This window comes from Kocuria sp. KH4, assembly GCF_053711175.1.
Genome location: NZ_JBSJYX010000041.1, coordinates 1 through 11947 on the forward strand (window position 1 = coordinate 1; position 11947 = coordinate 11947).

Consider the following 11947-nt stretch of genomic DNA (forward strand, 5'->3'; position numbering starts at 1 on the left):
TGCGAGAGGCCCGCACCGGACGGTGCGGGCCTCTCGCATCGCCGGGCCGGATCGCCCGGCGCCGCACCCGGCGCGGGCACCCGGCTCCGCCGGGCCCGAGGACCGGGATCAGGGGGACGGGGTCAGCAGCTCCAGCACCTCGTCGTGGAGCAGGCCGTTGCTGGCCAGCGCGCTGCCGCCGAACGGGCCGGGCTCGCCCTCGAGGGAGGTGAAGCGTCCGCCGGCCTCTTCGACCACGGGCACCAGCGCGGCCATGTCGTGCAGGCTCAGCTCGGGCTCGCACGCGAGGTCCACGGCGCCCTCGGCGAGCAGGCAGTAGGACCAGAAGTCGCCGTAGGCCCGGGTCCGCCAGACCTCGTCGGTGAGTTCGAGGAAGCGGTCCCGCACCCCGCGGTCGCGCCACCCGGTCAGGGAGGAGTAGGACAGGGAGGCCTCGGACAGCCGCCCGACCTGCGAGACCCGGATGCGCTGGGCGTTGGCCAGGGACTTTCCGGTGAACGCCCCCGTCCCGGACGCGGCCCACCAGCGGCGCCCCAACGCGGGCGCGGAGACCACCCCGACCACGGGCCGGCCCTCGTCGACGAGCGCGATCAGGGTGGCCCACACCGGCACGCCCCGCACGAAGTTCTTGGTGCCGTCGATCGGGTCCACGACCCACTGCCGGGCCCCGCTGCCGCTGGCGCCGAACTCCTCGCCGATGACGGCGTCCCGGTTGCGCGTGCGCCCCAGCTGGGCGCGGATCAGCTGCTCGGCCTCGCGGTCGGCGTCCGTGACCGGGGTCAGGTCGGGCTTCGTCTCCACCGTCAGGTCCTGGGCCTTGAACCGGCGCATGGTCAGACGGTCCACGGCGTCGGCCAGGATGTGGGCGAGGCGGAGGTCGTCGGTGTAGTTGCTGGGGCTGCGCATTGCTCCAACCTACCCCGAACCCGTGGCGCGCCCGGCCGGTCCGGGGCCGGCGGACGCCGGCTCACTGGACGCCGAGCTCCTTGTCCTCCCGGGACTCGCCCGGGCGCTCCCCGGCGCCGAGGAGGCGGCGCAGCGAGGCCAGCCGCGACCCGCCCGCGTCCCCGGCCCGCCCCTGCGCCACCCAGTCGTCCAGCGCGCAGCCGGGGGAGGCCTCGGTGTGGCGGCAGCCCTTGGGGCACTCGGCGATCGCCTCGGCGAGCTCGTCGAAGGACTCCACGATGCGGTCGGGGTCCACGTGGGCGAGGCCGAAGGAGCGGATGCCGGGGGTGTCGATGATCCAGGAGCCGGGGGAGGCGTCCTCGACCCTCAGGGCCAGCGCCGACGACGACGTGTGCCGTCCCCGCCCCGTCACCGCGTTGACCCCGCCGGTTGCCCGGTCCGCGCCCGTGAGGGCGTTGACGAGGGTGGACTTGCCGACCCCCGAGTGCCCCAGCAGCACCGAGACGTGGCCGTCGAGCCGGGCGCGCAGGGCCTCCACGAGGGCACGGTCGAGGGGCAGCGTGGCTCCGTCGTCGGCGGCCGCGGCGTCCCGCGCGGGCCCGGAGACGAGCACGGGCAGCTCCAGGGCGGTGTAGTGGGAGATCAGCTCCGCGGGGTCGCGCAGGTCGGTTTTGGTGATGCACAGGACCGGCTCGATGCCGGCGTCGTAGGCGGCCACGAGGGAGCGGTCGATGAAGCCGGTGCGCGGCTCCGGGTTGGCCGCGGCGACCACGACCACGAGCTGGTCGGCGTTGGCCACCACCACGCGCTCCACCGGGTCGGTGTCGTCGGCGCTGCGCCGCAGCACCGTGGCCCGCTCCTCGATCCGCACGAGGCGGGCGAGGCTGTCCGGGGCGCCGCTGACGTCCCCGACGAGGCCCACGAGGTCCCCGGCGACCACGGGCCGGCGGTGCAGCTCCTTGGCGCGCACCGCCACGACCAGCCGCTCGCGGTCGGTGTCCTCGTCGAGGACCGCGGTGTAGCGGCCGCGGTCCACCGTGACGATGCGGCCGGTCACGGCGTCCCGGTGCGCCGGCCGGTCCTTGGTGCGGGGCCGGGAGCCGGACTTGTTCGGGCGGACGCGGACGTCCGACTCGTCCCAGTCGCGCCGGGCGGAGTCCCTACGCGCCACGGCCGGTCCCCAGGAGCCCGGCCCACAGCTGCGGGAACTCGGGCAGGGTCTTGGCGGTGGTCCCGATGTTCTCCACGAGCACCCCGGGCACCACCAGGCCGATCACGGCCCCGGCGGTGGCCATCCGGTGGTCCTCGTAGCTGCGGAACGTGCCGCCGTGCAGCGGGGCCGGCCGGATCACCAGGCCGTCCTCGGTCTCCTCGGCGTCCCCGCCGAGCCGGTTGATCTCGGCCACGAGCGCCGCGAGCCGGTCCGTCTCGTGCCCGCGCAGGTGCGCGATGCCGCGCAGCCGGGACGGGGTGGTGGCCACGGCGCAGATCGCGGCGACGGTGGGGGCCAGCTCCCCGGCCTCGCCGAGGTCCAGGTCCACGCCGGTGACCACCGGCGGGCCGGTGACCGAGAAGGTCCCGTCCGTGAGCTCCACCTCGGCGCCGAAGGCCGGCAGGATGTGCTTCCAGTGGTCCCCGCCCTGGGTGGTGCTGCCGGGCCAGCGCGGCACCGAGACCCGCCCCCCGGTGACCACGGCCGCGGCCAGGAAGGGACCGGCGTTGGAGAGGTCCTGCTCGATGGTGACGTCGAAGGCGCGGACGGGCCCGGGGGCCACCCGCCACTGCTCGGGCACGGAGTCGTCGACCGCGACCCCGAGCCCGCGCAGCACCGCCACGGTCATCTCGACGTGCGGCATGGAGGGCACGCCGCGCCCGTCCGCGCCCCGGTGGCGCAGCAGCAGGCCGTGGTCGAAGCGCGCCCCGGCGAGCAGGAGGGCGGAGACGAACTGGCTCGAGCCGGTCGCGTCGATCTCGAGCTCCCCGCCGGGCACCCCGCCCGTGGCGTGGACGGTGAAGGGCAGCCGGCCGCGGCCGTCGTCCTCGACCCGCAGGCCGAGCGCCCGCAGGGCGTCGACCACCGGGCCCATCGGGCGCACCCGGGCGCCCGGATCGCCGTCGAAGGTCACCGGGCGGCGGCCCAGGGCGGCGACGGGCGGGACGAAGCGCATCACGGTGCCGGCGAGCCCGCAGTCCACCGTGACCGGGTCCGTGGCCTCCCAGGCGGCGGGCCGCACGATCAGGTCCGGGCCGAACCCACCGTCCCCGGCGACCTCCTCGACGTCGGCCCCGAGGGCGCGCAGGGCCTCCACCATGAGCCGGGAGTCGCGGGAGTGCAACGGGGAGCGCAGGCGGCACGGGCCGTCCGCGAGGGCGGCGAGGAGCAGGTACCGGTTGGTGAGGGACTTGGAGCCCGGCACCGTCAGCTCGGCGACGACCGGGCGACCGCCCGCGGACGGAGCCGGCCACAGCTCGTGCTGCGGGGCCGGCTCCGGCTCGTCGGGACGGGGTGCGGGCACGGGGGCCTCGGACGGGAGCACGACGGCGGGACCCCGGCTCAGCTGTGCTTGGCGGCGTGCTGGAGGGCCTTCTCGGCCTTGGCGACCTGCTTCTGGGTGTCCTTGCCGAGCTTGGAGGCGTTCTTCTTGACGTCGCCGGCGAGGTGCTCGGCGCGCCACAGCAGGGAGGGGTTGCCCTCGGTGTCCACGGCGGCGAGCAGGACGGCGCCGACGAGGGAGGAGTTCTTGAAGGCGGTCGTGCGGCGGGCGGCCTTCTGCTCCGCGGTGTCCGCCTCGGCGGCGCGGTAGTCGGCGTAGGCGTTGAGCGCGGTGGTGGTCACCAGCACCCCGGCGGACAGGCGCGGCAGCCGGCCCAGGCCGAAGAGCACGGCGGCGCCGACCTGCGCGGCGGCGAGCCCCTGGGCGACCACGGCCGGGTTCTGCAGCGCGGGGCCGGCCTGCGGGAAGGCCTTGGACACCGCGGCGGCGGCGGGGGCGAGGTGCTGGGCGGCGCGGGACGAGTTGCGGAAGCTCTCGACCCCGTTGGCGACGTAACCGGTGGCCAGCAGCGGGCGGGCGATGCGACGGACGATGCTCATGGATTCCTCCTCGGCGGCAGGCGTGACCGCGGGGCGTTGTCGGACGGGTACTGGTGCGGCGGACGGCGCCGCTGGACCCATCCTAGCCACGGGCGGCGGGGCACGGGCGAGCCGCGCCCCGCCGCGACGGGGAATACGGGCGCCCGTGACCTCCGTTGTGCAGGAGGACGGCGAGCGGCCCCGCACGGGCCCGCCCGCCGCGGACGGACCGCCGGAGCCCCGGCGCCCGGCCGGACGACCAGCGAGCACACCGGCAGGCCCGGGGAAGGAGCAGCCATCAGCACCGCCGTCAGCACCCTCGCCCCGGCCCCGGCCGGCCGGCGGGTCCCCGTAGACTGGGCCGTGATGAACGAGCAGAACCAGCAGGGGGCCGTCCCCCAGCGCACCGAGCCGCCCGTCGACGTCGACACCGAGACCCCGGAGGCCCGGAAGGCGCGCTTCGAGCAGGACGCCATGGAGTACGTGGACCAGCTCTACGCCGCCGCCCTGCGGATGGCCCGCAACCCCGCCGATGCCGAGGACCTGGTGCAGGAGGCCTACACCAAGGCGTTCTCGGCGTTCCACCAGTACCGGCCCGGCACGAACCTCAAGGCCTGGCTGTACCGGATCCTCACGAACACGTACATCAACCTCTACCGCAAGCGCCAGCGCGAGCCGCAGCAGGCGAACACCGACACCGTGGAGGACTGGCAGCTGCACCGCGCCGAGTCCCACACGTCCTCGGGACTGCGCTCGGCGGAGGTGGAGGCCCTCGACCACCTGCCGGACAGCGACGTCAAGCGGGCCCTCCAGGAGCTGCCCGAGGAGTTCCGCCTGGCGGTGTACTTCTCCGACGTGGAGGGCTTCGCCTACAAGGAGATCTCCGAGATCATGGACACGCCGATCGGGACGGTGATGTCCCGGCTGCACCGCGGGCGGAAGCTGCTGCGCGAGAAGCTCGCCGACTACGCGGCCGAGCGCGGCTTCGACACGTCCAAGGTGACCGGCGACAAGAAGAAGGAAAAGGACAAGTAGACATGGCCGACTGCGAGAGCCTCGGACACTGCACGGACGAGCGGATCCGCCGGATCTACGAGTACCTCGACGGGGTGCTCCCGGCGCGGGACCTCGACGAGATCCACGGCCACCTCCTCGAGTGCCGGGAGTGCGCGCGCGAGTACGACCTGGAGTGCGTGATCCGCTCCGTGGTCCGCCGGTCCTGCGCGGAGACCGCCCCCGCCGACCTGCGGGTCTCGATCCTCGCCCGCCTGCACGCCCAGCGCCAGGAGCCGCCCGCGGCCTGAGCGCCGCCGCCACGCCCGGCCCGGGCACACGGAAGGGCCCCGGACCGCTCAGCGGTCCGGGGCCCTTCCGTTCACGGCGGTGCCGGGTCCGGGGACCTCAGGCGTTGGGGCGCTTGCCGTGGTTGGCGCCGCCCTTGCGGCGGTCCTTGCGCTTGCGTCCGCGCTTGCTCATGCGAGCCTCCTGTCTGTCCGCGGTCGCCCGCGGCGGGTCGTGGGTGTCGGCGTCCGTTCCCGCGGGGTCAGGTGAGTTCCGCGGCGGCCGGACGAGGCACTGCCTGCCATTGTCTCACACGTGCGGGAGGCCGGGTTCACTGGGGCTCGGGCAGGTCCAGCCAGTTGTACCAGCCGCGGTGCAGCACGAGCCACGCCATCAGCCCGTAGCCGGCCTGTCCCGGGTGGCCGTGGTTCGCGGCCAGGTCCTTGCGCCACTGCTCGTGGTGCTGCAGCGGGTTGAAGGTGTCCACGTAGACGTGGTTGCGCCGGGTCGTGACGTCGGCGTAGGCGGCCGAGAGGTCCGCGATGCGCCGGTTGCGCTCGGCGTCCAGCGTGGGCGGGGGCCCGACGACGAGCACCCGCACGTTGTGCTGGGACGCCGTGTCGATGATGTTGGCCATGTTCAGCCGGGAGCGGGCGCTCGTGATGGACAGGTCGATGTCCAGCGTGGAGGGCGCGATGACCAGGCGGTTGTCGTGACCGGAGGAGAAGCGGCGGGCCGCCTCCTCGAACCAGCGCTCGTTGAGGGACTCGCTGCCCTCGCCGGGGGCGGCGAGGTTGTAGGCCGCCACGGGGGCCACGTGGTGCGGGGTGCGGGCCATGACGCGCCCGAACCAGCCGAGGGCCCGCGGGTCGCCCTCGCCGGCCAGCAGCTCGTCACCGACTGCGACAATTCTGATCCTTCGTTGCTCCACGTCGTTCTTTCTGGTCGGGGGTGCGGGTGGTCATGGGCGGCGCCGGCCCGTGGGGCACGGGCCGGCGCCGGACTCGCGGGGGCGTGCGGGGACGGCGGGGGCCCGGGCCCCCGCCGTCCCCGGGCGGGCTCAGTTGCGCTCGAAGGCCGTCTGGACCAGCGTCTCCAGCTCGGCGGCGTGGCGCTTGGCCGAGCCGTTGGCCGGGGAGGCCGAGGCGGGCCGGGAGGCCAGGCGCACCCTGCGGTCCAGCTGCGGCACCAGGTTGACCGCCATGAAGGGCCAGGCCCCCTGGTTGGCGGGCTCGTCCTGGGCCCAGGTGAGGCGCGCCTCCGGGTACTTGGCCAGCTCCTCCCGGATCTCCGCGAGCGGCAGCGGGTAGAGCTGCTCCACGCGCACGATCGCGGTGCTGCGGTCCTGGCGCTGCTCGCGCGCGGCGGCCAGGTCGTAGTACAGCCGGCCCGAGACCAGGATCACGTCGGTGACCTCGGAGGCGGTCAGCCCGCCCTGGTCGCCGATCACCGGGCGGAACGCCCCGGAGGTGAACTCCTCGATCGGGGAGGCCGCCGCCTTGAGCCGCAGCAGCTGCTTGGGCGTGGCCACGACCAGCGGCTTGCGCGGACGGCTGTAGGCCTGCCGGCGCAGCAGGTGGAAGTGGCTGGCCGGGGTGGACGGGTTGGCCACGATCATGTTCTGCTCGGCGCACAGCTGCAGGAACCGCTCGATCCGGGCCGAGGAGTGGTCCGGGCCCTGGCCCTCGAAGCCGTGGGGGAGGAGCATGACCAGCGAGGAGCGCTGGCCCCACTTCTGCTCCGCCGAGGAGATGAACTCGTCGACGACGGTCTGCGCGCCGTTGACGAAGTCGCCGAACTGGGCCTCCCAGACGGTCAGGGCGTCGGGCCGCTCCACGGAGTAGCCGTACTCGAAGCCCAGCACGCCGTACTCGGACAGCAGCGAGTTGTAGATCGCCAGCTTGGCCTGGTCCCCGGAGAGGTGGTTGAGCGGGGTCCACTCCGCCCCGGTGTCGGCGTCGAAGAACACCGCGTGGCGCTGGGTGAAGGTCCCGCGCCGCACGTCCTGGCCGGACATGCGCACCGGGATGCCCTCCATCATCAGCGAGCCGAAGGCCATGAGCTCGCCCATGCCCCAGTCCACGCCGCCCTCGCGGGTCATCGCCTCCCGGCGCTCGAGCAGCTTGCGCAGCTTCTTGTGCACGGCGAAGTCCTCGGGGATCTCCACGTGCACCGCCCCCAGGCGCTGGGCGGCCTCCGTGGAGATCGCCGTGGTCCGCGGCACCGAGATCCCGGAGTCCGCCTGCTGGGCGGAGGGCCGCTCGATGTTCGAGATCGCCGCGGAGTCGCCGGTGACCAGCGGGATGGACGAGGTCTGGGCCTCGTGGGTCTCCGCGAACACCCGCTCCAGGCGCTCCTGGTAGTCCTTGAGCGCCCGGTCGGCCTCCTCCTGGGTGATGTCGCCGCGGCCCACCAGGTTCTCGGTGTAGATCTTGCGGGTCGAGCGCTTCTCCTCGATGAGGTTGTACATCAGCGGCTGGGTCATCGAGGGGTCGTCGCCCTCGTTGTGGCCGCGGCGGCGGTAGCACATGAGGTCGATCACGACGTCCTTGTGGAACGCCTGGCGCCAGGCGAACGCCATCTGCCCCACGTGCGTGACGGCCTCGGGGTCGTCCGCGTTGACGTGGAAGATCGGCGCCTGCAGGCCCTTGGCGATGTCGGTCGCGTAGGTCGTGGAGCGCGCCGCGGCCGGGGAGGTGGTGAAGCCCACCTGGTTGTTCACGATGACGTGGACGGTCCCGCCCACCGTGTACCCGGGCAGCTGCGCCATCTGCAGGACCTCGGCCACGACGCCCTGACCGGCGAAGGCGGCGTCGCCGTGCACCTGGATCGGGAGCACGGGGTAGGTGCCGTCGCCCTCCGGCCCGGCGCCGAGGACGTCGGTCTTGGCGCGGGCGATGCCCTCGATGACCGGGTCCGCCGCCTCGAGGTGGGACGGGTTCGCGGCGAGGTAGACCTGGGTCTCGTTGCCGTTGTCGGAGGTGAAGGTGCCCTCCGTGCCGAGGTGGTACTTCACGTCGCCGGAGCCCTCGGTGGTGCGGGGGTCCTGGCTGCCCTCGAACTCGCGGAACACCTGGGCGTAGGACTTGCCGGCGATGTTGGTGAGCACGTTGAGCCGGCCGCGGTGGGCCATGGCGATGCCCACCCCGGCGAGCCCGGCGTCGGCGGCGTCGGCGATGATCTCGTCGAGCAGCGGGATCAGGGACTCGCCGCCCTCCAGGGAGAAGCGCTTCTGGCCCACGTACTTCGTCTGCAGGAACGTCTCGAAGGCCTCGGCCGCGTTGAGCCGGCCGAGGATGCGGAACTGCTCCTCGCGGCTGGGCTTCTGGTAGCCGTGCTCGAGCTGGTCCTGGAACCACTCGCGCTCCTCCGGCTCCTGCAGGTGCATGTACTCCACGCCGAGGGTGCGGCAGTAGGCGTCCCGGAGCCGGCCGAGGATGGTGCGCAGGCTCAGCACGTCCGCGCCGCCGAAGCCGCCGGTGGGCCACTCGCGCTCCAGGTCCCACAGGGACAGCCCGTAGGTGCGGATGTCGAGGTCGGGGTGCTTGCGCATCACGTACTCGAGCGGGTTGGTGTCCGCCATGAGGTGCCCGCGCACGCGGTAGGCGTGGATGAGCTGCTGGATCCGGGCGACCTTGTTGACCTGGATCTCGGGGTTGACCTGGTTGTCCACGGCCCAGCGCACGGGCTCGTAGGGGATCCGCAGGGCCTCGAAGATCTCGTCGTAGAAGTCGTCCCCGCCCAGCAGGTAGGACTCGATCAGGCGCAGGAACTCGCCGGAGCCCGCGCCCTGGATGACGCGGTGGTCGTAGGTCGAGGTCAGCGTGATGATCTTGGAGACGGCGTGCCGGGCGATGGTCTTCGGGGAGGAGCCCCGGTACTCGGCCGGGTGGTCCAGGGCGCCCACGCCGACGATGCAGGCCTGTCCCTTGGACAGCCGCGGCACGGAGTGCACGGTGCCGATGCCGCCGGGGTTGGTCAGGGACACCGTGGTGCCCTGGTAGTCCTCCATGGTGAGCGCGTTGGCGCGCGCCCGGCGCACGATGTCCTCGTAGGCGTTCCAGAACTGCAGGAAGGACATCTCCTCCGCGCCCTTGATGTTGGGCACCACGAGGTTGCGGGAGCCGTCCTTGTTCGGGATGTCGATGGCGATCCCGAAGTTGACGTGGGCGGGGTGCACGGCCGCCGGCTTGCCGTCCTGCTCGTCGTAGACGACGTTCTGGGACGGGTAGTTGGCCAGCGCCTTGATCACGGCGTAGCCGATCAGGTGCGTGAAGGAGACCTTGCCGCCGCGGTTGCGGGCGAGGTGGCTGTTGATCACGATCCGGTTGTCGATCAGCAGCTTCGCGGGGACCGCGCGCACCGTCGTGGCGGTCGGCACGGTGAGCGAGGCGTCCATGTTGGCCGCCACCGCCTTGGCGGGGCCGCGCAGCTTGACGACCCTGTCCTCCGCGGGGGCGTCCGTGCTGGGGGCGCTGGCGCGGGCCCGGGCCGGCTGGGCCGGGATGGGGCGGCGCGACTCGGTCTCGCCCTGGCCGTTCTCGGGGCGGCCCTCGGCCTTGGCGCCGGACTTCGTGGCGGGCGGGGCCGCGGCCGGCGTCGACGTCGACGCGGCCCGGGGGGCGCTCTGCGGGGCGGGTGCCTTCGGGGCGGGGACCTTCGGGGCGGGGGCCTGCTGCGCCGGGGCGGAGGCCTGGGCGGTGGAGGTCGGTGCGGTGGACGTCCGGGCGGCCGGCTGCTCCGTCGCAGTGCCGTTGTCAGCGCTCATCGCCTCGAAGATGGGCCACCACTTCGCGTCCACCGAGTTCCTGTCCGACCGGTACTTCTCGAACAGTTCGTCGACGAGCCACTCGTTACCTGCGAATTCTTCAGGGATGGGGTGCTGTGGCTGATGTGGCACGGGGAATACGCCTCTTCCATAGGTTGGTCGCGCGGGGACCGGCTCTCCGGTCCTCGCGTTGTCGGTCCCGGCAGCATCCGGTCCCGCCGGTGGTCGTCGCCGGCCGTCTCCCGTGACAGCCGCCGGCGTCCTCCGGACCTGCCGGACGGTCGTGACCCGGGCGCGGCCGTACCTCCGGCGAGTCTAGTGATCTGCGCGGCGGCATGGCTAGTCCGCGCCTCCGGCGCCGCGGCGCGTGTCGTGGGCGCCCCGCTAGACTGGTCCGCGTGCGCTTCCTCAACACCCCCACGTCCGATCTGACCTACAACGACGTCTTCCTGGTCCCCGCCAGCTCCCGGGTCACCTCCCGCTTCGACGTCGACCTCACGCCCCGCGACGGCACGGGCGCCACGATCCCCCTGGTCGCGGCGAACATGACGGCGGTCACCGGCCGCCGCATGGTCGAGACGCTGGCCCGGCGGGGCGGTCTGGGCATCCTTCCGCAGGACATCCCGCTGGACGTCATCGCCGAGGTGACCTCGTGGGTGAAGAACCGCTCCCCGCGCTTCGAGACGCCCGTGGTGCTGGGGGCGGAGGACACGGTCCACGACGCCCTGGGCGTCATGCACAAGCGCCCCCACGGGGCCGTGGTGGTGTGCGGCCCGGACCGCGCCTACCGCGGGGTGGTGCTCGCCGCGGACTGCGCCGAGGTGGACCGCTTCACCCAGCTGGGCTCGATCATGCGCACCGACGCCCCGGTGTTCTCGCTGGCGGAGGTCTCCGCGCACTCCGGGGACGACGTCCTGGCCGCCGCCTACGACCGGCTCGCCCAGACGCGGGCGCACGTGGCGCCGGTGCTCGACGGCGACACCGTGGTGGGCGTGCTGACCCGCAAGGGCACCGTCCGCTCGACCATCTACACCCCCGCCCTCGACGGCGAGGGCCGGCTCCGGGTGGGCGCGGCGGTGGGCATCAACGGCGACGTCCGGGGCAAGGCGCGGGCGCTGCTGGACGCCGGCGTGGACGTGCTGGTGGTGGACACCGCCCACGGCCACCAGCGCAAGATGATCGAGGCCCTGGGCCAGGTCCGCGCGGCGGCGCCGGACGTCCCGGTGGTGGCGGGCAACGTGGTCACCGCCGACGGCGTGCAGGACCTCGTGGACGCCGGGGCGGACATCGTGAAGGTCGGCGTGGGTCCCGGGGCGATGTGCACCACCCGGATGATGACGGCCGTGGGCCGGCCCCAGTTCTCCGCGGTGCTCGAGTGCGCCGAGGCCGCCGCCGGCCTGGGTCGGCACGTGTGGGCCGACGGCGGGGTGAAGCACCCCCGCGACGTCGCCCTCGCGCTCGCGGCCGGCGCCAGCCAGGTCATGGTCGGCTCCTGGTTCGCCGGCACCCACGAGGGGCCGGGGGAGCTCAACGTCGACGCCGACGGGCGCGCGTACAAGGAGAGCTTCGGGATGGCGTCCACCCGCGCGGTGCGCGAGCGCACCCGGGGCGAGGGCGCCTTCGCCCGGGCCCGGAAGGGCCTGTTCGAGGAGGGCATCTCCAGCTCCAAGATGTATCTGGACCCCGAGCGCCCCGGCGTGGAGGACCTCGTGGACCAGATCACCGCGGGCGTGCGCAGCTCCATGACCTACGCGGGGGCCACCAGCCTCGAGCAGTTCGCGGCGCGCGCGGTGGTCGGCATCCAGTCCGCCTCCGGCTACGAGGAGGGCAGGGCGCGCCCGGTCAGCTGGTCCTGAGCGCGCCCCGGGAGCTCCCGCTCCGGTATCCTGGAGCCCTCATGGACTCCTTCAGTAGTTGCC

At 73.6% G+C, this 11947-nt stretch carries 10 protein-coding genes; 3 read left to right on the top strand and 7 right to left on the bottom strand.

Going from position 1 to position 11947, the window contains the following annotated elements; genetic code table 11:
- Positions 1 to 108: 108 nt before the first annotated feature.
- From hisN to ACWCOM_RS18160, 4 genes are all read right to left on the bottom strand, one after another.
- Entirely contained in the window at positions 109 to 906 is a 798-nt protein-coding gene (gene hisN / locus ACWCOM_RS18145; RefSeq protein WP_454550150.1) for a histidinol-phosphatase, read from the bottom strand.
- Between the two features lie 61 nt (positions 907 to 967).
- Positions 968 to 2077 carry a ribosome small subunit-dependent GTPase A gene (gene rsgA, locus ACWCOM_RS18150; protein WP_454550151.1) on the bottom strand — a complete coding sequence of 370 codons (1110 nt, stop codon included), beginning with the start codon at positions 2075 to 2077 and terminating at the stop codon, positions 968 to 970.
- On the bottom strand, positions 2067 to 3422 hold the full coding sequence (aroA, locus tag ACWCOM_RS18155; protein ID WP_454550152.1) for a 3-phosphoshikimate 1-carboxyvinyltransferase: 1356 nt from the start codon (positions 3420 to 3422) through the stop codon (positions 2067 to 2069). The genes rsgA and aroA overlap by 11 nt, the downstream gene beginning before the upstream one ends.
- A gap of 38 nt (positions 3423 to 3460) precedes the next feature.
- Complete coding sequence (locus ACWCOM_RS18160; RefSeq protein WP_454550153.1) at positions 3461 to 4000, bottom strand: DoxX family membrane protein; 540 nt, start codon at positions 3998 to 4000, stop codon at positions 3461 to 3463.
- 345 nt (positions 4001 to 4345) lie between these two features.
- Here ACWCOM_RS18160 and ACWCOM_RS18165 point away from each other — a divergent pair, with 345 nt between their 5' ends.
- A complete protein-coding gene (locus tag ACWCOM_RS18165) occupies positions 4346 to 5014 on the top strand; it encodes a sigma-70 family RNA polymerase sigma factor (RefSeq protein ID WP_047802491.1) in 669 nt (222 codons plus the stop codon).
- 2 nt (positions 5015 to 5016) lie between these two features.
- Positions 5017 to 5283 (top strand): mycothiol system anti-sigma-R factor, encoded by a 267-nt coding sequence (gene rsrA / locus ACWCOM_RS18170; protein ID WP_454550154.1) that lies wholly within the window; start codon positions 5017 to 5019, stop codon positions 5281 to 5283.
- A gap of 97 nt (positions 5284 to 5380) precedes the next feature.
- Here the strand turns inward: rsrA and ACWCOM_RS18175 are convergent, their stop codons facing one another.
- The 3 genes from ACWCOM_RS18175 to ACWCOM_RS18185 all read right to left on the bottom strand — a co-directional run bounded on the left by ACWCOM_RS18175 (position 5381) and on the right by ACWCOM_RS18185 (position 10160).
- On the bottom strand, positions 5381 to 5455 hold the full coding sequence (locus tag ACWCOM_RS18175) for a 50S ribosomal protein bL37 (RefSeq protein ID WP_095343185.1): 75 nt from the start codon (positions 5453 to 5455) through the stop codon (positions 5381 to 5383).
- A 136-nt stretch (positions 5456 to 5591) separates the two neighbouring features.
- Complete coding sequence (locus tag ACWCOM_RS18180) at positions 5592 to 6191, bottom strand: GDSL-type esterase/lipase family protein (protein ID WP_454550155.1); 600 nt, start codon at positions 6189 to 6191, stop codon at positions 5592 to 5594.
- A gap of 129 nt (positions 6192 to 6320) precedes the next feature.
- Positions 6321 to 10160: a multifunctional oxoglutarate decarboxylase/oxoglutarate dehydrogenase thiamine pyrophosphate-binding subunit/dihydrolipoyllysine-residue succinyltransferase subunit gene (locus ACWCOM_RS18185; protein WP_454550156.1), complete on the bottom strand. Its 3840-nt coding sequence runs from the start codon at positions 10158 to 10160 to the stop codon at positions 6321 to 6323.
- A 266-nt stretch (positions 10161 to 10426) separates the two neighbouring features.
- Here ACWCOM_RS18185 and guaB1 point away from each other — a divergent pair, with 266 nt between their 5' ends.
- A complete protein-coding gene (gene guaB1 / locus ACWCOM_RS18190) occupies positions 10427 to 11884 on the top strand; it encodes a GMP reductase (protein ID WP_454550157.1) in 1458 nt (485 codons plus the stop codon).
- The last annotated feature ends 63 nt before the right edge of the window (positions 11885 to 11947 follow it).

Excerpts from the sequence above, each read along its gene's own strand:
- hisN (WP_454550150.1), bottom strand. The coding sequence starts at position 906 with ATGCGCAGCCCCAGCAACTACACCGACGACCTCCGCCTCGCCCACATC.
- ACWCOM_RS18160 (WP_454550153.1), bottom strand. The coding sequence starts at position 4,000 with ATGAGCATCGTCCGTCGCATCGCCCGCCCGCTGCTGGCCACCGGTTAC.
- ACWCOM_RS18165 (WP_047802491.1), top strand. The coding sequence starts at position 4,346 with ATGAACGAGCAGAACCAGCAGGGGGCCGTCCCCCAGCGCACCGAGCCG.
- rsrA (WP_454550154.1), top strand. The coding sequence starts at position 5,017 with ATGGCCGACTGCGAGAGCCTCGGACACTGCACGGACGAGCGGATCCGC.